Source organism: Pandoraea sp., from assembly GCF_004297875.1.
Lineage (GTDB): Bacteria > Pseudomonadota > Gammaproteobacteria > Burkholderiales > Burkholderiaceae > Pandoraea.
The window spans coordinates 1-20,478 of record NZ_SCSK01000010.1 but is presented as its reverse complement, the minus strand read 5'-3'; the positions used below and the strand labels follow the sequence as shown (position 1 = coordinate 20,478).

Here is a 20,478-nt window from a genome sequence, read left to right as displayed (position 1 = left end):
CGTTCTTATTGCTCCTCGTCGGGTCGGGACGAACGGGACGATGCCCGTGCAGGCATCTCGCGATTCAGTCGCTCGAGGCGCTTTTCAAGGCGAGCAAGATCGTCACGCATGCGCGTGACCTGCGCGGAAAACTCATCCAATTCGGGGCGTCGCACCAATTGAGGGTTCTCCTCGACCAGGTAGTCGACCAGCGACTCCACAGCGGTCCTGCCGGTGCGTTTGGCATGGTCGGCCGCGGCGCGTGCGGTCTCGGTCAAGCGATGGGCAGCGGTGTCGCCGATCAGCCGACTCAGATCCTCCGCCACTTCCCAGCGCAAATGCTGCGCCAAATAGGAAATGGTGTTGGCAAACTCCGCGTCGCCCTCGATTTTCACATGCTTCATGACGGCGGCTTGGCCGCCCGCGGCAAAGTCACTCAGTGCGGAGAGCGGCACTTCGATGCGCACATTGCTCGCGGACTGTGCCGGCACCTCGTCCTGAGCCCGAACATAGCCGTCCTCCGTGACTTGCAGGTGCAAGGTGATTGGCGTGACAGTCAACTGGGCGGTGTGGCCGGCATGCTGGCTTAGCCGTTCGCGCGCCCACGATTCACGCGCGAGCAGGTGATTTATGGCAGCAGCAAATGGCCTGGCGGCAGGTTTGGCGGCAACGGTCATGGGAATACTGGCAGGAATAAGAAAGCCCGCGCTGGGCGCGGGCTCTCATTGTACGGCAGGTAAGCCGATTCGACGGCGGATTCGCTCACGCGAACATGCGAGGCACCGTCAGTTCAATTGCTGGATACCGGCCAAGAGCCAGCCACCGCCGCCCGCAATGGGCTTGGTGAGATTCCAGACCTCGTTGAACGGCTCCGCCGGCGCCCCCTCGCTCTCCCGCAGAAGGCCGGAAAAGCGCACGCTGGCCATATGCTCCGCACCGGCCTCGTCGATGCCAAGCAGCTCGGCGTCGAGCTTGACGACGTCGGTGCGATTGACTCCAGGCGCACGCTCGTCGAGATCCATCTTGATTTCCGCGTACATCTCGGGCGTCGTGAACTCCCGGATGTCCGCCATGTTGCCAGCGTCCCAGGCCGCTTGCAGACGGACAAAATTGACCTTCGCGTGGCGCAGGAACACGTCGGTGTCGAAATCCGCGGGCACGCCCCACGGCTGGCCTGCGGCCAGGCTGCCGGCCCCGCCGGGCAGCGGACTCACCGCCGGCGACGCCGAGGCCTCGCGCAGCGCCGGTTGTGTGTTTGCCCCGTTGGCATAGGCACCGTTGGCGGCGTACGCCGGTTCAACCGGTTTGCTGCCACGCAGGCGGCGAATCAGCCAAATCACCGCGAAGGCAATCAAGGCGATCACGATCGCGTTGGCCAGCATTTGCGCCGCGGCACCGGCCAGGCCGAAGTGGGACAGGAGCGCGGCAATGCCCAGGCCAGCGGCGATGCCGGCGAGTGGTCCGAGCCAGCGATTACGGGGCTGGGTCTGAGCCCCGGCCGCGGCCGGCGTCGCGGCCGAACGGGGTTGCTGCGCCTGCGCCGGCGCTTGCGTCGCCTGTGGCGCTTGCTGACGCTGCGTCACGGTCGACGACTGCTTGCCGATGCTGCGGCTGCCGCCCATGCGCCGCGCTTCGGCATCATTGGCCACCAGTCCCAGGGTCAACACACCGGCGACGAATCCCAGCAGAACTTTGCTTCGCACGAACTGCAGCATAGACTCCGATTTCTCCATAACTTGTCGATAGATGGCGTTTTGGCGCGATGCCGTCAATATTTCGTCCCAACGTGCAGTGCCACCACCCCTGCCGTTAGATTGAAGTATTCGACCCGCTCCAACCCTGCTTGTTCCATCATTTCTTTCAACGCTTCTTGATTAGGATGCATCCTAATCGACTCGGCCAGGTAGCGATAACTTTCGGCATCCTTGGCGATACGCTCGCCCAGCCACGGCAACACCTTGAAGGAATACGTGTCATAGGCCTTTTCGAGCGGTTGCCAGACCTTGGAAAACTCGAGCACCATGACTTTGCCGCCCGGTTTGATGACACGTCTCATCTCAGCCAGCGCGGCGTCCTTGTGCGTCATGTTGCGCAGGCCAAAGGCCACCGTGACGACATCGAAATAATTCGATGGAAACGGAATTTTCTCCGCGTCGCACAGCAACGTGGGCGTCACGACGCCATGATCGATCAGGCGATCGCGCCCGACCCGCAGCATCGATTCGTTGATATCGGTCAGCCAGACTTCCCCGGTCGGGCCGGCCCGCTTGGCAAAAGCGCGCGCCAGATCGCCGGTGCCGCCGGCGATATCGAGCACCTTGAAGCCGGGCCGCACCGCCGCACGGGCGATCGTGAACGCCTTCCATGCGCGATGCAGGCCGCCCGACATCAGATCGTTCATTACGTCGTACTTGGCAGCCACCGAATGAAACACGCCGGCCACTTTCTCGGCCTTCTGAGTTTCGTCGACAGTTTTGAATCCAAAATGCGTCTGTGCCATGCCCTTCTCCCAAATTCCCCGCCACGCAGCGTCAGTGCCGTCCGGCCGTCATCGGCGCATCGCGCTCGACGCCGGCGGCGACCAGTTTATCCAGATATGCCTGCCACAGCGCGGCTTGCCGCACGCACAGGTCGAACAGGTAGTCCCAGGAATAGATGCCGGTGTCGTGACCATCCGAGAACACCGGCTTCACAGCGTAATTGCCCACCGGCTCGAGTGCGGTGATCTCGACCTCCCGCTTGCCGGTTTGCAGCGTCTCCTGCCCCGGGCCGTGACCGCGCACTTCGGCCGAGGGCGAATAGACTCGCAGCAGCTCGAACGGCAGTCGGTACGAGTGACCATCTTCGTAGGCCAGCTCCAGCACACGCGACTGGCGATGCAAGGTCAGGGAAACCGGAATGGGGGTGTCTCGTTCAAGGCCGCTCATGCGCCGCTCCGCAAGTATTCAACAAAAACCGGGTCGACAGGGTATCACGCCGGCGTGCCGCCGAAGGTGTTCTGCAATTCTGCCACGACCGCTTCGCGCAGCGCCGGCAACAGGGACTGCCGCGCGCTCAGCGCCGACGGCGCGATTTGCCGCTGGGGCGTGCTCCACACCGAGCCCGGGAAATGCGCATCATCGCGGTAACGCGGAATTACGTGCCAGTGCACGTGGGGCACCTGATTGCCCAAACTGGCCAGGTTTACCTTGTCGGGGGCCAAAATCCTGCGCTGGGCTCGCTCGAGCGCGAACACCGCCTGCATCACATGTTGCTGCCCGGCGGCGCCCAGATCGGACATCTCCGCGACATGGGCATGCCAGATCACCCGGCAGAATCCCGGGTAACCGGCTTCGTCGGCCAGCACCACCCGCAGCGAGGCATCGCGCCACAGCAGCTCGCCGCCGTCAGTTTGGCAAAAGGGACAATTCTTCATGGAAAGGTTCAGGGTCAAGGATTGATGCGGCCCGCGCCAAGGGCAATTTCAGCATAGTCGATTTCGCGCAGGATCTCGCGCAGGGTCTCGTCATTGATACGATGCGTGACGCGCAAGCGCGCCAGTTCGGTGCGCTCGGCCTGCAAGGCGCTGCGCCGCAGCGCCCGCTCGACATCCACCACACGCCGCGCGTGCGCACGCGTCTCGTCGGCGCCGACGGCTGCCTCCATGCGTGCGCGGTAGCGCACCATCACGCGTGCGGCAATTTCCGCGCATAACGCCCGGTCGGCCTCGTCGCCGCTCAGTGCAATCTTTTCCTGCGCCTCGTCGATGGCGCGAATCGCCGCCTCGGCGGCACTCGCCCTGGCCTCGCGCGCCTCGCGCTGGAGCGGATCCTCGTCCCGCGCGCGCATGCCGCGCAACAGCCATGGCAAACCGACACTGCCGCCCAGCAGCGACAGCAGGATCACGCCGGCAGCCAGAAAAATCAACAGATCCCGGCCTGGAAAAGGCTTGCCGTCGAGCATCGTCAGCGGCACCGACAGCGCGGCGGCCAGCGTCACCGCGCCGCGCACACCGGACAGCGAAATCAGGCTGATCATCCGCGTACTCACTCGCAGCGGCTTCTCATTGCGGAATCGGCCGAAGAAATTGATCGCACGCCAGGCCACGAAGACCCAGCAAAAGCGCAAAACCACCAGCGCCAGCGAGATGGCGACAACGTAAAACAGCAGTTGCCCGACACGCATGACGGTCGCGAGGTGTCCGTCCGGCTGCACCGCGGCGCGCACGATATCCGGCAATTGCAGCCCGAGCAGCACGAAAATCATGCCGTTAAAGACGAATTCCTGCATCGACCAAACGCCCGTGCCCATCACGCGGGTGGCGCTGCGACTGGTCAGAAAATCGGTATAGTTGACCGTCATGCCGGCGGCCACCGCCGCCAAGATGCCGGAGAAGCCGAAATGCTCGGCCAGCAGATACGCGGCGAACGGCAGCAGCAGGAGCAACAGAATCTCGGTGGCGGGCTCCTCGCTGTTGATCGAGAAAAATCTCCGCCGCAAAAAGGAAAAGAGCCAGGTCAGCGCCCAGCCGGTGGCCAGGCCGCCGAGCGCCACCACGAAAAAGCTGAGCGTCGCCGCGCGCCACGAAAACACGCCGGTGAGAGCGGCGGCCAGCGCAAACTTGAACGCCACCAGGCCCGATGCGTCGTTCATCATCGCCTCGCCCTCGAGCAAATGCATCAGGCGCGAGGGCATCGTCAGTCGGCCGGTCAGTGCCGACACGGCGACGGCATCGGTGGGCGAGAGTACCGCCGCCAGCGCGAAAGCCACGGCCAGCGGCGTCGCCGGAAGCAGCCAGTGAATGAACCAGCCGACGCCGGCCACGGTAAATAGCACCAGGCCGAGTGCCATGGTCAAGATCGGTACGCGCAGACGCCAGAATTCACGCTTGGGGATGCGCCAGCCGTCGACAAACAGCAGCGGTGGAATGAACAGCAGGAAGAAGATGGCCGGATCGAGCGACACATGCAGGCCCCAACCCGGCCACGCGAGCGCCGCGCCAACGGCGATCTGCACCAAAGGCACCGGTACCCTCACAAAGCTGACCAGCACGCCCGTCAGGCCGACGGCCACGAGCAGGATCAGCGACGTCAACACCGCATCCATCGGGGTACCTACGCCGCTCGGCGCCGCTGCACGCGAACCCTACACCAGCACGCGCTCGATGCCGCCATTGTTTGCCTGACTCACGTAGTTTTCCAGCCAGCTGGCGCCGAGCACGTGCTTGGCCATTTCGACGACGATGTAGTCGGCCTCGACGTTGACATCCTCGCTGTAGCGGGACAGCCCTTGCAGGCACGACGGGCAGCTCGTCAGAATCTTCACGTCGCTGCCGTTGCCCTCGCGCAGCTTGGCCGCGCCCCGGCGCATTTCCTCTTCCTTGCGAAACCGCACCTGCGTCGAAATATCCGGCCGCGTGACCGCCAGCGTGCCCGATTCGCCGCAGCAACGATCATTCTTCGCAATCCGGTAGCCATTTTGCTCGGCGCCCATCAACTGATTGACCAGCTTGATCGAGTCCATCGTCTTGATCGGCGTATGGCAGGGATCGTGGTACATATAGCGCACCCCTTCCACGCCTTGCAGGCGCACGTCCTTCTCGAGCAGGTACTCGTGAATATCGAGAATCCGGCAACCAGGGAAGATCTTCTCGAATTCGTAGCCGGCCAGCTGATCGTAGCAAGTGCCGCACGAGACGATCACCGTCTTGATATCGAGATAGTTCAGCGTGTTGGCCATGCGGTGAAACAGCACCCGGTTGTCGGTGACGATCTTCTCGGCCTTGTCGAACTGGCCCGAGCCACGCTGCGGATAACCGCAGCACAGATAGCCAGGCGGCAGCACCGTCTGCACGCCGGTGTGCCACAGCATCGCCTGCGTCGCCAGACCCACCTGCGAGAACAGCCGCTCCGAACCGCACCCCGGGAAATAGAACACCGCCTCCGAATCGGCCGTGGTGGTCTTCGGATTGCGAATGATCGGCACGATCTTGTCGTCTTCGATATCGAGCAAGGCGCGCGCGGTCTTTTTCGGCAAGTTGCCCGGCATCTTCTTGTTGACGAAGTGAATCACCTGCTCCCGCACCGGCGGCTTGCCGACCGTGGCCGGCGGATGCTCGGTCTGCTTGCGGGCGAATTTCTTCAGAAAATCATTGCCGAAACGCTGCGCCTTGTAGCCCCATTCGATCATGACCTTGCGGGTCAGGTTGATCGTCTCGGGATTGGTCGCATTCAAAAAGAACATGCTCGCGGCCGAGCCTGGGTTGAATTTCTTCTTGCCCATCTTGCGCAACAGGTTGCGCATGTTCATCGAGACATCGCCGAAGTCGATTTTCACCGGGCACGGCGTCACGCACTTGTGGCACACGGTGCAGTGGTCTGCCACGTCGTTGAATTCTTCCCAATGCTTGATCGACACGCCGCGCCGCGTCTGCTCCTCGTAGAGGAACGCCTCGATCAGCAGCGAGGTCGCCAGAATCTTGTTGCGCGGGCTGTACAGCAGATTGGCGCGCGGCACGTGGGTAGCGCACACCGGCTTGCATTTGCCGCAACGCAGGCAATCCTTGATGCTATCGGCGATCGCGCCGATATCCGACTGCTGCATGATGATCGATTCGTAACCCATCAAGCCGAAGCTCGGGGTATAAGCATTGCGAAGATCGGCCGGCAACTCCGGCAGATGCAGCAGCTTGCCCTTGTTGAAGCGCCCTTGGGGATCGATGCGCTCCTTGTAGACGCGGAACTCGGCAATCTCGTCATCGGTGAGGAATTCGAGCTTGGTAATACCGATGCCATGTTCTCCGGAAATCACGCCGTCGAGCGAGCGCGCCAGCTTCATGATGCGCGCCACGGCCCGGTGCGCATCCTGCAACATCTCGTAATTGTCGGAATTGACGGGGATGTTCGTATGCACGTTGCCGTCGCCGGCATGCATGTGCAGGGCCACGAAAACGCGCCCGTGCAGCACCTTTTTGTGAATCGCCTGGCATTCGGCCAGAATCGGCTCGAACTCGCCGCCATTGAAAATCTTGCGCAACTCGCCGCGCACTTCGCTCTTCCACGAAATGCGCACCGTGCGGTCCTGCAGGATGTCGAACAGCGTCGCCGCGGGCTGCCGCTTCAGGCGTTCTCCGAGCACCATGTTCAACTCGCGAATGCCGTGCCGATTGAGCAGCGGAATCGCGTCGGCCAGCGGCGCATCGAAATGATCGCGCAGATACAGCCAGCGCTCGCGCACCTCGCGCAACAGGGTCAACGCCTGTTGCACGCGGTCCTCCAGCAACTCGGCCGACGGAATCTCATTGGCGTCGTCGCTCTTGCCCAGCGGCAGATTGCCCGCCTCGAAGAACGTCTCGAGCGCGTCGATCAGCTGGAGCTTGTTCTTCAGCGAGAGTTCGATATTGATGCGCTCGATACCGTCGGTATACTCGCCCATCCGGTCGAGCGGAATCACCACGTCCTCGTTGATCTTGAAGGCGTTGGTATGCTTGGCGATGGCCGCCGTGCGCGAGCGGTCCAGCCAGAATTTCTTGCGCGCCTCGGCCGACACCGCGACAAAGCCCTCGCCGCTCTTGCCGTTGGCCATGCGCACCACCTCCGAGGCGGCCTGCGCCACGGCAGCATCGTCGTCGCCGACGATGTCGCCGATCAGCACCATCTTCGGAAACGCATTACGCTTTGACTTGGTCGCATATCCGACCGCGCGCAGATAGCGTTCGTCGAGGTGCTCAAGCCCCGCCAGAATCGCGCCGCCCTGTTGCGTCTGGGCGAACATATAGTTCTTGATGTCGACGATGCTCGGGATCGCTTCGCGCGCCTGGCCGAAAAACTCGAGACAGACCGTGCGCGTATGCGCCGGCATCTTGTGCAAAATCCAGCGCGCGCTGGTAATCAGGCCGTCGCAGCCTTCCTTCTGAACGCCCGGCAGGCCGGCCAGGAATTTATCGGTGACATCCTTGCCGAGCCCTTCCTTGCGAAAGCGCTGCCCCGCGATCTCGAGCATTTCGCTGCGCAGCAGCTTGATGCCGGGGGCATGATTGCCGTCGAACCACTTGAGCTCGAACCTGGCCACCGGCACGTCGTGAATTTTTCCGCAATTGTGTTCCAGCCGCGTGACTTCGAGCCAATTGCCCTCCGGATCGACCATGCGCCACCAGGCCAGGTTATCCAGCGCCGTGCCCCACAGTACGGCCTTCTTGCCGCCCGCGTTCATGGCGACGTTGCCGCCCACGCAGGAGGCGTCGATCGAGGTCGGATCGACCGCGAACACATAGCCGGCCTGCTCGGCCGCGTCGGCCACCCGCCGGGTGACCACGCCGGCGCCCGAGAAAATCGTCGGCACAGGGCTCTCGACGCCGGGCAACGAAGTCAGCTCGACCGCTCCCAGCATCTCCAGCTTCTCGGTATTGACCACCGCCGACAGCGGCGTGAGCGGAATCGCGCCGCCGGTGTAGCCGGTGCCGCCGCCGCGCGGAATCACGGTCAGGCCAAGCTCGAAGCAGCCCTTGAGCAGCGCGGCGATTTCCTCCTCGCTGTCGGGCGTGAGCACCACGAACGGGTATTCCACCCGCCAGTCGGTCGCGTCCGTCACGTGCGAGACGCGCGACAGACCGTCGAACTTGATGTTGTCACGTGCGGTCACCCGTCCCAGCACGCGCTGCGCGCGGCGGCGCAAGTCGCTCATCTGGGCAAACTCGGCGGCAAACGCATCCACCGCGCGGCGTGCGGCAGCGGTCAGCTGCTCGACCCGGCTGGCGCGCTCCTGGCCGTGAGTATCGTCGTGCTCGGCCACGTCGGCGCGCCGCCGCTTCTCGATTTCGCTCAGACGGTGGTTCAGCGCATCGATCAGCAGGCGCCGGCGTTTCGGGTTATCGAGCAAATCGTCCTGCAGATACGGATTGCGACGGACCACCCAAATATCGCCCAGCACCTCGTACAGCATGCGGGCAGACCGGCCGGTGCGGCGTTCCGCGCGCAGCTCGTCCAGGATATGCCAGGCCTGCTCGCCCAGCAGGCGAATCACGATTTCCCGATCGGAGAACGACGTGTAGTTGTACGGAATCTCACGCAGGCGCGGCGGCATGGCGGCCACCGCCTGTTTGGCATCGTGCGGATCGAAGGCGGGCTGGGGAGCATTCATCTTGTCGGTCTCGTGGTTGCGGCGGGATTAACGCCGTCGGCGAGCGTCTCACGGGACGCGCCGGAAATCAGGTCGGGTTGCGTTCGAGCGAGCAGCCATGGCGGCGTTTGCGCGCGCCTTGGCCGTCATCCTGGATAGTCAAGATCGCCAGTTGCCGCAAGCGCCGTGCAGACTCGCACGGGCAGCCCGGTTGCGGCGACAGGGACGTGCCGGCCAGCACGTGAATGTACGGAGGTCGAAGCGCATGCCCAACTCTTTCTTCCGGCTGATAAGGGAAATTTTTATCGGATGTTCGGATTGTACTGCATCGCACTGCAACATGCGGCGCGCCGCTCAGGCGCATGCAAGATCGTTCGAGCTGGGGTATCGTAAGCCGCTCATCCCCACCAAGAGGCGCTCCATGATCTCATTCCAACTCAACGGCCGGGCCGTTCAGGTCGATGTCGATCCCGCCACCCCACTGCTCTGGACCTTGCGCGACAACCTGTCGATGACCGGCACCAAATTCGGCTGCGGCATGGCGCTGTGCGGCGCTTGCACGGTCCACCTCGAAGGCCAGGCGATTCGCTCGTGCGTGACGCCTGTCTCGGCGGTCGCCGGCAAGCACATCACCACCATCGAACACGTCGGGGAAGACCCCGTCGGCCATGCCGTGCAAACCGCCTGGGTCAAGCATGACGTGCCGCAATGCGGCTATTGCCAGAGCGGTCAGATCATGAGCGCCACCGCGCTGCTCAAGAGCAACCGCAAACCGAGCGATGCCGACATCGACAATGCCATGGCCGGCAATATTTGCCGCTGCGGCACCTATGCCCGCATTCGCGCCGCCATCAAAGACGCCGCCGCGTCACTGGCCTGACCTCAAGGAGACGCTCATGCAGCCATTTCGCTTTCAACTGCCGGCCGATCCCGAGACCCATGCCGGCGACGCAGCCCGTGCGTCGCGCCGCGCGTTCCTCAAGACTTCCGCCGTCGCCGCCGGCGGCTTCCTGCTCGAATTGAGCGTGCTGCCCGGCAGCCAGGGCGCGGCTGCCGCAGCCACGAGCCCACCTTCCAAAGGCCTGGCACCGGCCGCTTTCGTCCATATCGCGCCGGACGAGACCGTCACCATCCAGGTCAACCGGCTCGATTTCGGGCAAGGCGTGCAAACCGCCCTGCCGATGCTGATCGCCGAAGAACTCGACTGCGACTGGCAGCACGTGCGCGGCGAGCTGGCGCCGGCGGCCGACGTCTATAAGGATCCTGTCTACGGCATGCAAATGACCGGCGGCTCGGGCTCGGTGGCCCACTCATGGCTGCAGTACCGCCAGATCGGCGCGACCGCGCGCGCCATGCTGGTATCGGCCGCCGCAGCCCGCTGGAAAGTGAAGCCGGCGCAATGCCACACTGAATCCGGCGCGGTGATCGGCCCGCACGGCCAGCGCGCGAGCTACGGTTCGCTGGCGGCCAGCGCGCAACGCCAGCCGGTGCCTGCCGAGGTCGTGCTCAAGGATCCACGCGAATTCCGCCTGCTGGGCAAGCCCACGCCGCGACTCGATGCACGTGCCAAGTCCACCGGCGTGCCGATGTATGGCATGGATTTCAAGCTGCCGGACATGAAAGTTGCCGTGCTGGCGCGCCCGCCGGTCTTTGGCGGCAAGGTCGCGCATTTCGATGCGAGCGCCGCAAAAGCGATCAAAGGCGTGCATGAAATCTTCGAAATCCCCTACGATCGGGGCGGCACGGCAATCGCCGTGGTGGCCGACGGCTACTGGCCGGCCAAAACCGCGCGCGAGGCGCTCAAGATCGAATGGAGCCACGCCGGGCTCACGCCGGCCGACACCGACGCGATGCTGGCCGAATACCGGAGCCTGGCCAACAATCCCGGCACCGTGGCGCGCCCCGGCGACCTCTCGAAACTGGCCTCGGCGCCCAGGAAAATCGTCGCCGAATTCACCTTCCCCTATCTGGCGCACGCGCCGATGGAGCCGCTGAATTGCACCGTGCGATTGAGCGAGCATGGCTGCGAGGTCTGGGCCGGCACGCAATTCCAGACCGTCGACCAGCAAGCGGTCGCGCGCGTGCTCGGGCTCAAGCCCGAGCAGGTCAAGCTGCATACGCTGATGGCCGGCGGCGGCTTCGGGCGGCGCGCGGTGCCCACCTCCGACTACACCGTGGAAGCCGTGCAGGTCGCCAAGGGCTGGCGCGCGCGTGGCCGCCATGAGCCGGTCAAGTTGATCTGGAGCCGCGAGGACGGCATCCAGGGCGGCTATTACCGGCCGGTGTACCTGCATCGCGCCGAAATCGGGCTGGACGCGCACGGCCAGGTACTCGGGTGGGACCACCGCATCGTCGGGCAATCGATCCTGAGCGGCACGCCTTTCGAGAAATTCGCGGTGAAGAACGGCGTCGACAGCACTTCGGTCGAAGGTTTCGCCAACACGCCTTACGCGCTGCCGCTGCAGGTATCGGTGCACAACACCGAAGTCAATGTCCCGGTTCTGTGGTGGCGCTCGGTGGGCAACACCCACACCGCCTACGTGATGGAGACACTGATCGACGAACTGGCCCAGGCCGCAAAGCAGGATCCGGTCGCCTATCGGCGTGCGTTGCTGGGCGACAAGCATCCGCGCCACCTGGCCGCGCTGGAACTCGCCGTGGCCAAATCCGGCTACGGCACGAAAACCCTGCCCAAGGGCCATGCCTGGGGCGTCGCGGTGCACGAGTCGTTCGGCTCGGTGGTTGCTTACGTGGTCGAGGCGACGCTGGTCGATGGCAAACCGAAGCTGCTGCACGCCACTGCCGGCGTTTGCTGCAACTTTGCCGTCAATCCGCTCACCGTGGAGGCGCAGGTTCAGGGCGCCGCGCTCATGGGGCTGGGCACCACGCTGCCCGGGGCCGCCATCACGCTCAAGGACGGCATCGTCGGCCAATCCAACTTCGACCGGTACATCGTCGCGCGCATGCCGGACATGCCTCGCATCGACGTGCATCTGGTGCCGTCGGCCGCAGCGCCCACCGGCATGGGCGAGCCCGGCCTGCCGGCCTTGGCGCCCGCCTACGCCAACGCGATCGCCGCGCTCACCGGCAAGCGCCTGCGCGCCCTGCCGTTCGATCTGGAGAAAGCATGATCCGGCGCTAACCGGCCAGCGCCCGCAGCGGAGCGAGGATGCCCGACCAGAAGCTGTCGGGCACCCACAGCAGCAAGCCGGTCACCGCGAGATAGCGCAGCAGCTTGCCGATCGCCATGTAGAGCAGGCAGGCGCCCCACGGCAGGCGCAGCCAGCCGGCCAGCGTGCAAAGCGGATCGCCGATGACCGGCAGCCATGACAACAGCAGCGTGGCCGGCCCGTAACGCCGCATCCAGGCGAAGTATTTGGCCCCGAGCGCCGGCTGGCCGTTGCGGCGCGCGCGATACGCGGCGCCGGCACCCGCACCGTGCAGGCGCCGGCGCTCGCGCAACCGCACCACGGCGAGCTTGGCGCCGTACCCCATCCACCAGTCGATCATGCCGCCGATCGTATTGCCAAGCGTAGCGACCACGATGGTGGGCCACAGCATCTCCGGATTGAGCTTGACGTAGCCGAACACGGCCGGCTCCGAGCCCATCGGCAGCAGGGTGGCCGACACCAGGCTGATCAGGAAGACGGCTGGCAGGCCAACCTTCGGCAGTGCCAGCACGCCGAACAACCAATTGATGAAATGTTCCATGTCGTGAAGAAATTCCGGCGCCCGGCCCCGTGCCGGCACCACGCGCGCACGGCGAGCCCGAAGCGATAAGTCCCGCGATGCGGCGCAAGGTTCCGCCAGGGCGCCACGCATGGCGGCGCCCTGGCGCGCAGCGCATAATACCTCGTATGTCACGACACTCCCTTCTGCCCGTAGCCGTTCTGCTGGCCGGCGGCATCGGCAGCCGCTTCGACGCCAGTGGCCGGCGCAACAAGTTGCTGCAACCGCTGCCAGGCGACGCGCCCGGACGCAGCGTCGCGGCGGCCAGTGCGCACGCATTGCTGGCCGTGCTGCCGCGTGTGATTGCCGTGGTGCGGCCCGATCGCCCCGAACTCATGGCGCAGTTGCGCGCCGCCGGCTGCGAGATCGTATCGAGCGAGGCGAGCTTGCGCGGCATGGGCGCCAGCCTGGCGGCAGGCGTTCGGGCCTCGCTCGCCAGCGCGCCGCCCGCCGCCCTGGGCGCAGCGCAAGGATGGCTGGTGGCACTGGCCGACATGCCGTTCATCCGACCCGCCAGTATCCGCGCGGTGGTCGATGCGCTCGATGATCCCCAGGCTGTGGTCGCGCCGCGCTACCTGGGCCAGCGAGGCCATCCGGTTGCCTTCGGGCAGGCCCACGGCGCCGTGCTGGCCGAACTCGATGGCGATCTCGGCGCGCGCGCGCTGCTGCGCGACAGCGCCCGCGTGAGCTGGGTCGATCTCGACGATCCCGGCGTCGTGCGCGACATCGACACACCGGCCGACCTGGATTTGCAGCAATAAAAAAGCCGGATCCCCCGGCGGGAGATCCGGCAATGTCCGGCAAGCCGGCGCGGCATCAATAGACGCCCGGCGGCGGCGGCGGGGGTGTACCCGGTGGAGGCGGAGGCGGCTCATCGGCCGGCGGGGGCGGCGGATTGTAGCGCTGCATCACGCCGCCGCGCACCGGCACCTGGTTGCCCCGGGCGTACATGCACTGGACGTAGGCGTAATCGTAGCGGCGCTGCGAGCCATAGCCGGAGACCGCCGCACTATCGGCGCCGATCGCGCTGCCGGCCAGCAGGCCGGCCCCGGCGCCGACCGCCGCGCCGCGTCCGCCGCCGAATGCCGCGCCCGCGAGCGCGCCGACCGCGGTACCCAGCGCGGCGCTGCCAACTGCACTATCGGTGACAGCCTGCTGCGCCGCCGGACCGCCGATCTGCTGGTATGCATACTGGCGACAGATGGCATCATCGGTCCTGAATTGATCGAACGTCTTGCCGTTGCCCGGCAGGGCCAGCACGGTCGGCCCCACCGGCATCACCGTGCAGCCGCTGAGCACGGCCGCCGCCACTGCTGTCAAGCAAACCCATCGTTTCATGACATTTCCTCCGCGTTACCGGCGCCCTAGCGCGGGCGGGCCGGCACGGTCTGCCAACCTTCCGGACACGTCTTTACATACGGATAATAGGCACGGGACGAGCGGCAGTAGTACCAGTTGCCGCCCTGGTCCTGCGTATCGGTCGGTTCTTGCTGAATATAGACCGGCGGGCTGGGAGGCGCCACCATCACTGGCGGCGCATAGTAGTACGGCGCGGGTGCATACGGATAATAGGGGTACGGATAAGGGTAGCTGTAGATCGGCGGTCCGATAAACACGCCGACGTGCGTGCGCGCCATGGCAGCGCCCCCGGCACTGCAGAGCACGGCTGCCAGGGTCATGGCCACGCCTAGATGCCTGGATATTTTCATGCAACTCTCCCAACGGATCGCATCGAAGACCCGCCGATTCATTCAATCGGCTTTACCTATGACGGCCGCGACGCTTTATTGATTCCCGCTTCTGCGCGAATACAGGGAAAGCCTAGGTTTTATGCTGCCCGGCAGTCTTGATCGACGTCATGCCCGACACAGTTTGCGCACACGCGAACACCATGCGCACACATGTCCGGCAAAGACGGCGTCGGTATTTTCGACGCGTCCGGCGCGATTGAACCAAGGCACTCGCCAGCCAGGCTTCGGCTCGGTTCACCGGAATGGGTCCGCTCTCGCGCGCCCCCCGGTTGCCGGCGATGCTCTATCATTGAGGCTTTTTCCTGCTTTCGGCGCCGCCCGCCCGACACCATGTCCGCCTCTGCCCTCGATTATTTGAAAAAGGTTCTCACCGCCAAGGTCTACGACGTCGCCCGCGAGAGCGAACTCGAACTGGCGCGCACGCTGTCGATGCGACTGCACAACCGCATCTACCTCAAGCGCGAAGACAACCAGACGGTGTTTTCCTTCAAGCTGCGCGGCGCCTACAACAAGATGGCCAACCTGCCCGAAGCCGAGCTCGCGCGCGGCGTGATTACCGCCTCGGCCGGCAATCACGCACAAGGGGTCGCGCTGTCGGCCGCCAAGCTCGGCTGCAAGGCGGTGATCGTGATGCCGGTCACCACCCCGCAGGTCAAGATCGACGCGGTGAAAACCCACGGCGGGCGGGCCGTCGAGGTTGTGCTGGCGGGCGATTCCTACAGCGACGCCTATCAGAAAGCGGCCGAGCTCCAGCAGGAGCGCGGCCTGACCTTTGTGCACCCATTCGACGACCCGGATGTGATCGCCGGCCAGGGCACCATCGCGATGGAAATTCTGCGCCAGCATCCCGGGCCGCTGCACGCGATTTTCGTGCCGATCGGCGGCGGCGGCCTGATCGCCGGCGTGGCGGCCTACGTCAAGGCGCTGCGCCCGGAAGTGCGCGTCATCGGCGTGCAGACCCAGGACTCCGACGCCATGGCGCGCTCGATGCACAGCGGCCAGCGCGTGCAGCTGCACGATGTCGGCCTGTTCGCCGACGGCACCGCCGTCAAGTACGTCGGCGCCGAAACGTACCGGCTGTGCAAGCAGCACGTCGACGAGGTGATCCTGGTCGATACCGACGCGCTGTGCGCGGCCATCAAGGACGTCTTTCAGGACACCCGCAGCGTGCTGGAGCCTTCCGGCGCGCTGTCGGTGGCCGGCGCCAAGCGCTACGCCGAACGCGAAAAGCTCAAGGGCGAGACGCTGGTGGCGATCACCTCCGGCGCCAACATGAATTTCGACCGGCTGCGTTTCGTCGCCGAGCGGGCCGAGGTCGGCGAGGCGCGCGAAGCGGTGTTCGCCGTGACGATTCCCGAGGAACGCGGCAGCTTCAAGCGCTTTTGCGAGCTGGTTGGCAATCGCAACGTCACGGAGTTCAACTATCGCATCGCCGATGCCACCCAGGCGCATATCTTCGTCGGCGTCCAGACGCACAATCGCGACGAGGGCGCGAAGATCGCCGCCAACTTCCAGCGTCACGGCTTTGCCACGGTCGACCTGTCGAACGACGAGCTGTCCAAGCAGCACATCCGCTACATGGTCGGCGGCCATTCGCCGCTGGCGCGCGACGAACTGCTGTACCGCTTCGAATTTCCGGAGCGGCCCGGCGCGCTGATGAAGTTCCTCTCGTCGATGAATCCGAACTGGAACATCAGTCTGTTTCACTACCGGAACCAGGGCGCCGACTACAGTAATATCCTGGTAGGCATTCAAGTGCCGAAGGACGAAAAGCGCGTGTTCCAGGAATTTCTCGACACGCTTGGCTACCCTTACTGGGACGAAAGCGAAAACCCGGTGTACCGGCTGTTTCTCGCCTGAAGCCCGCACCGCGGCCCGGCGCCAGGCGGCGCCCGGCCCAACCGCCCGGGAACCGCAGTCATGTCATTCACGCTCAACGATAAGCTGGTGGTCGCCATCTCCTCGCGCGCGCTGTTCGACTTCGAAGAAGAGAACCGCGTCTACGAGCAGGGCGACCCCGCCGCCTATGAAAAACTGCAGCGCGAACGCCTGGACGTGCCGGCGCAGCCCGGCGTCGCGTTCGGGCTGATCCGCAAGCTGCTCGCGCTCAACACCCAGCGAGAGCACCGCGTCGAGGTCGTGATCCTCTCGCGCAGCGACCCGATCAGCGGCCTGCGCGCATTCCGCTCCTGCCGGGAGCAGGAATTGGCGATCGAGCGCGGCGTGTTCACGCGCGGCAGCCCGCCGTTTCGCTACCTGAAACCGCTGGCCGCGCACCTGTTTCTCTCGGCCAATCGCGACGACGTGCAAGAGGCGCTGGCCGCAGGCTTTCCCGCCGCGCACGTCTACCCGCGCTCGACCGCGCAAGCGGAACTGCGGCCCGATGAGATCCGCATCGCTTTCGACGGCGACGCCGTGCTGTTCTCCGACGAGGCCGAGCAGGTCTACCAGGCCCGCGGCCTGCCGGAATTCATGCGCCACGAAGTGCAAAAGCGGGATATCCCGCTCGCACACGGCCCGCTCAAGCCGCTGCTCGAAGCGCTGCATCGGCTGCAGAAGCTGGCCGACGACGCCGCGACCATGCGCATTCGCACGGCGCTCGTCACGGCACGCGCGGCCCCCGCCCACGAGCGGGCGATCCGCACGCTGATGGCCTGGGAAATCGAAGTCGACGAGGCGATGTTCCTCGGCGGACTCGACAAGGGCACCTTCCTGCGCGAATTCCAACCCGACTTTTTCTTCGACGACCAACTGCGCCATTGCGAATCGGCACGCGAGGTCACCGCGACCGGCCACGTGCCCATTGGAATCACCAATCATGCAAGCTGAACACTCGCCGCTGGGCAAACCCGTCAATTACACCGAGCAATACGATCCCGCGCTGCTGTTCCCGATCGAGCGCCAGCCGGCGCGCGAGGCGATCGGCGTGCCCGCGCCGCTGCCCTTCTTCGGCGCCGACCTGTGGAATGCCTACGAGTTATCGTGGCTCAACCCGAAAGGCAAGCCGCAGATCGCGCTGCTCACCGCCATCGTGCCGGCCGATTCGCCCAACATCGTCGAATCGAAGTCCTTCAAGCTCTACCTGGGGTCGTTCGCGCAAACGCGCCTGGCCAATGCCGAGGCGGCGCGCCAGCTGATCCAGCAAGACTTGAGCGAGGCGTGCGGTGCGGCCGTACAGGTGCGGCTTACCGAAGCCACGCGTTTCGATCAACTGCGCCTGGCCGAGCTGGAAGGGCTGTCGCTCGACCGGCTCGACATCGAGACCGACATCTACACGCCGGACCCGACCCTGCTGCGCGCCAATCACGACGAAGCGCCCGTAGAAGAGACGCTGGTGTCGAACCTGCTCAAATCGAACTGCCCGGTGACCGGCCAGCCGGATTGGGGCAGCGTGCAGGTCCGCTACGTCGGCGCGCCGATCGACCAAGCCGGCTTGCTCAAGTACCTGATCTCGTTTCGCAATCACACCGGTTTTCACGAGCAATGCGTCGAGCGCATTTTCATGGATATCCTGCGCGCCTGTGCGCCCGGCAAGCTGGCGGTCTACGCGCGCTACACGCGCCGCGGTGGCCTCGACATCAATCCGTTTCGCACCAACTTCAATCTGCCGCTGCCCGATAATCGGCGCAACGCACGGCAATAGAGCGTTACGGCGGCATCGCTGCGGCTGCGCCACCGGCATCAACACGACCCATCGAGATGAACGACACCCCCCATCAAAGCGGCATGATCGATATCGTCGACAAAGGCCTCGGGCCGCTCGAGACGCCTTTGCGTCCGGACGACACTGCCGGGCTGCGATGGCAATTGCTGCGCGAAGACCTCAGCCTGCCCGCCGCGGTGCTCTACGAGACGCGCCTGGCCCACAACCTGGACTGGATGCAGCGGTTCGTCTCCGAATACGGTCTCAAACTGGCGCCGCACGGCAAGACCACCATGGCGCCCAAGCTGTTTGCCCGGCAACTCGCCGGCGGCGCCTGGGGCATCACGCTGGCCACCGCGCCGCAGACCCGCGCGGCTTACCAGCACGGCGTGAGGCGCGTGCTGATGGCCAATCAGTTGGTCGGCAAGCAGAACATGACGCTGATCGCCGAGCTGCTCGAAGACCCCGCCTTCGAATTTTTCTGCCTGGTCGATTCCGCCGCCGGCGTCGATCATCTTGGCCGCTTTTTTCGGGCGCGCGGGCAGACCATCCAGGTCCTGCTCGAACTCGGCGTGACCGGCGGGCGCACCGGCGTGCGCGACGATGTGGGCCTGCGCGCGGTGCTCGAAGCACTCGCGCAATGGCACGACTGCGTGGCGCTGGCCGGTGTCGAATTGTATGAAGGCGTACTCACGGATGAGAGCGAGATTCGTGCGCTGCTGCAGCGCGCCGTCGCCATTACCGGCGAACTGGCGCAAGCCGGGCGCTTCGCGCGCCAGCCGGCCATCCTCTCCGGAGCGGGCTCGGCGTGGTACGACGTGGTCGCCGAAGAATTCTCCAGGGCCGATACGGGCGTGCCGCTCGATATCGTGCTGCGTCCGGGTTGTTATCTCACGCACGACGCCGGTATTTACCAGGCCGCGCAAACGCAAATCCAGGCTCGCAATCCGATCGCTCACAAGATGCGTGCCGGCCTGTTGCCGGCATTGCAGGTCTTGGCCTACGTGCAATCGATTCCGGAACCGGACCAGGCCATCGTCGCCCTGGGCAAGCGCGATACCGCGTCCGATGCAGGCATGCCTCGCCCGGCCAGCCACTTCCGCCCCGGCATCCAGGCACAGCCATCGCCCGCGCCCGCGCACTGGGAAGTCACTCGCATGATGGATCAGCACGCATTCCTGCATATCGCCCCTGGCGACGACCTGCAGGTGGGCGACATGCTCGCCTTCGACATATCGCACCCCTGCCTGACGTTCGACAAGTGGCGGCAGATTCCCGTGCTCGACGACGCCTACCAGGTCATCGACGTGGTCCAGACGTTCTTTTGACCGCGCGTGCGGACCACGCACTCCCACGCCTCAAAGGGACTGCTTGAGCTGCTCGAGGATGGCCGGGTTCTCCAGGGTGGAAGTGTCCTGGGTGATCTCCTCGCCCTTGGCGATCACGCGCAGCAGGCGCCGCATGATCTTGCCCGAGCGGGTCTTCGGCAGGTTCTCGCCGAAGCGGATGTCGCGCGGCTTGGCGATCGGCCCGATCTCCTTGGCCACCCAGTTGCGCAGACCGGTGGCGATCTGCTTGGCCTCCTCGCCAGTCGGACGCGTGCGCTTGAGCACCACGAACGCGACCACCGCTTCGCCGGTCGTGTCGTCCGGGCGTCCCACCACGGCCGCCTCGGCCACCAGTGGATTGGCCACCAGCGCCGACTCGATCTCCATCGTGCCCAGCCGATGTCCCGAGACGTTGAGCACGTCGTCGATGCGACCCATGATCGTGAAGTAACCCGTCTGCCGGTCACGAATCGCGCCGTCGCCGGCCAGATAGATCTTGCCCCCCAGCTCCGCCGGGAAGTAGCTGTTCTTGAAGCGCTCCGGGTCGCCCCAGATGGTGCGCAACAGCCCCGGCCACGGCCGCTTGATCACCAGCATGCCGCCCTGCCCGTTCGGTACATCCTGCCCCGTCTCGTCGACGATCGCCGCGGCCACCCCAGGCAACGGCAATGTGCACGAGCCCGGCACCTGCGGCGTGACCCCCGGCAGCGGTGCGATCACGTGCCCGCCGGTCTCCGTCTGCCACCACGTGTCGACGATCGGGCAGCGCTCGCCGCCGACGTTCTTGTAGTACCACATCCAGGCTTCCGGATTGATCGGCTCGCCCACCGACCCCAGAATGCGCAGCGACGACAGGTCGTACTGGGTCGGGTAGATGCTCTTGTCCGACTCCGCCGCCTTGATCAGCGAGCGGATCGCCGTGGGCGCGGTGTAGAAGATCGACACCTTGTGG

Annotated in this window: 18 protein-coding genes; 7 read left to right on the top strand and 11 right to left on the bottom strand. The window is 65.1% G+C overall.

The annotated features are described in order from the left end of the window. Positions 1–5: 5 nt before the first annotated feature. The 7 genes from EPN80_RS04725 to EPN80_RS04695 form a co-directional block, all read right to left on the bottom strand. The gene (locus EPN80_RS04725; RefSeq protein ID WP_293024350.1) at positions 6–656 is read right to left on the bottom strand and encodes an SCP2 sterol-binding domain-containing protein; all 651 of its coding nucleotides are present in this window, start codon (positions 654–656) and stop codon (positions 6–8) included. Positions 657–764: 108 nt separating this feature from the next. Then, positions 765–1,694 (bottom strand): Tim44 domain-containing protein, encoded by a 930-nt coding sequence (locus EPN80_RS04720; protein ID WP_293024348.1) that lies wholly within the window; start codon positions 1,692–1,694, stop codon positions 765–767. A 53-nt stretch (positions 1,695–1,747) separates the two neighbouring features. Next, positions 1,748–2,479 (bottom strand): bifunctional demethylmenaquinone methyltransferase/2-methoxy-6-polyprenyl-1,4-benzoquinol methylase UbiE, encoded by a 732-nt coding sequence (ubiE, locus tag EPN80_RS04715; RefSeq protein WP_293024346.1) that lies wholly within the window; start codon positions 2,477–2,479, stop codon positions 1,748–1,750. Between the two features lie 31 nt (positions 2,480–2,510). Next, positions 2,511–2,906: a DUF971 domain-containing protein gene (locus EPN80_RS04710; RefSeq protein WP_293024345.1), complete on the bottom strand. Its 396-nt coding sequence runs from the start codon at positions 2,904–2,906 to the stop codon at positions 2,511–2,513. A gap of 44 nt (positions 2,907–2,950) precedes the next feature. Continuing rightward, positions 2,951–3,394, bottom strand: a complete 444-nt coding sequence (locus tag EPN80_RS04705; RefSeq protein ID WP_293024343.1) for an HIT family protein — start codon at positions 3,392–3,394, stop codon at positions 2,951–2,953. 14 nt (positions 3,395–3,408) lie between these two features. Beyond that, positions 3,409–5,064 carry a Na+/H+ antiporter gene (locus EPN80_RS04700; RefSeq protein ID WP_293024341.1) on the bottom strand — a complete coding sequence of 552 codons (1,656 nt, stop codon included), beginning with the start codon at positions 5,062–5,064 and terminating at the stop codon, positions 3,409–3,411. 39 nt (positions 5,065–5,103) lie between these two features. Next, the gene (locus EPN80_RS04695) at positions 5,104–9,096 is read right to left on the bottom strand and encodes an FAD/FMN-binding oxidoreductase (RefSeq protein ID WP_293024339.1); all 3,993 of its coding nucleotides are present in this window, start codon (positions 9,094–9,096) and stop codon (positions 5,104–5,106) included. Positions 9,097–9,496: 400 nt separating this feature from the next. On the opposite strand from EPN80_RS04695, the gene EPN80_RS04690 reads away from it, so the two are divergent. Continuing rightward, on the top strand, positions 9,497–9,955 hold the full coding sequence (locus tag EPN80_RS04690; protein ID WP_293024337.1) for a (2Fe-2S)-binding protein: 459 nt from the start codon (positions 9,497–9,499) through the stop codon (positions 9,953–9,955). A gap of 16 nt (positions 9,956–9,971) precedes the next feature. Then, positions 9,972–12,206 carry a xanthine dehydrogenase family protein molybdopterin-binding subunit gene (locus EPN80_RS04685; protein ID WP_293024335.1) on the top strand — a complete coding sequence of 745 codons (2,235 nt, stop codon included), beginning with the start codon at positions 9,972–9,974 and terminating at the stop codon, positions 12,204–12,206. Between the two features lie 7 nt (positions 12,207–12,213). On the opposite strand, the gene EPN80_RS04680 is transcribed toward EPN80_RS04685, so the two are convergent. Continuing rightward, the gene (locus tag EPN80_RS04680) at positions 12,214–12,786 is read right to left on the bottom strand and encodes a YqaA family protein (protein ID WP_293024333.1); all 573 of its coding nucleotides are present in this window, start codon (positions 12,784–12,786) and stop codon (positions 12,214–12,216) included. A gap of 146 nt (positions 12,787–12,932) precedes the next feature. On the opposite strand from EPN80_RS04680, the gene EPN80_RS04675 reads away from it, so the two are divergent. After that, positions 12,933–13,565: a nucleotidyltransferase family protein gene (locus EPN80_RS04675; RefSeq protein ID WP_293024331.1), complete on the top strand. Its 633-nt coding sequence runs from the start codon at positions 12,933–12,935 to the stop codon at positions 13,563–13,565. A gap of 55 nt (positions 13,566–13,620) precedes the next feature. Here the strand turns inward: EPN80_RS04675 and EPN80_RS04670 are convergent, their stop codons facing one another. Next, entirely contained in the window at positions 13,621–14,142 is a 522-nt protein-coding gene (locus EPN80_RS04670; protein ID WP_293024329.1) for a YMGG-like glycine zipper-containing protein, read from the bottom strand. A gap of 26 nt (positions 14,143–14,168) precedes the next feature. After that, positions 14,169–14,513 carry a hypothetical protein gene (locus EPN80_RS04665; RefSeq protein ID WP_293024327.1) on the bottom strand — a complete coding sequence of 115 codons (345 nt, stop codon included), beginning with the start codon at positions 14,511–14,513 and terminating at the stop codon, positions 14,169–14,171. Positions 14,514–14,885: 372 nt separating this feature from the next. Here EPN80_RS04665 and ilvA point away from each other — a divergent pair, with 372 nt between their 5' ends. From ilvA to EPN80_RS04645, 4 genes are read left to right on the top strand one after another with little or no spacing between them, the layout of a single operon-like run. Further along, the gene (gene ilvA, locus EPN80_RS04660; protein ID WP_293024325.1) at positions 14,886–16,415 is read left to right on the top strand and encodes a threonine ammonia-lyase, biosynthetic; all 1,530 of its coding nucleotides are present in this window, start codon (positions 14,886–14,888) and stop codon (positions 16,413–16,415) included. Positions 16,416–16,475: 60 nt separating this feature from the next. After that, positions 16,476–17,384, top strand: a complete 909-nt coding sequence (locus tag EPN80_RS04655) for a 5'-nucleotidase (RefSeq protein WP_293024323.1) — start codon at positions 16,476–16,478, stop codon at positions 17,382–17,384. Beyond that, positions 17,374–18,198 carry an NADPH-dependent 7-cyano-7-deazaguanine reductase QueF gene (queF, locus tag EPN80_RS04650; protein WP_293024321.1) on the top strand — a complete coding sequence of 275 codons (825 nt, stop codon included), beginning with the start codon at positions 17,374–17,376 and terminating at the stop codon, positions 18,196–18,198. The genes EPN80_RS04655 and queF overlap by 11 nt, the downstream gene beginning before the upstream one ends. Before the next feature lie 56 nt (positions 18,199–18,254). Further along, complete coding sequence (locus EPN80_RS04645) at positions 18,255–19,526, top strand: amino acid deaminase (protein ID WP_293024319.1); 1,272 nt, start codon at positions 18,255–18,257, stop codon at positions 19,524–19,526. Positions 19,527–19,556: 30 nt separating this feature from the next. Here EPN80_RS04645 and EPN80_RS04640 read toward each other — a convergent pair. Then, positions 19,557–20,478, bottom strand: a 922-nt coding sequence (locus EPN80_RS04640; protein ID WP_293024317.1) for an AMP-binding protein, incomplete at its 5' end; no start/stop codon positions are given.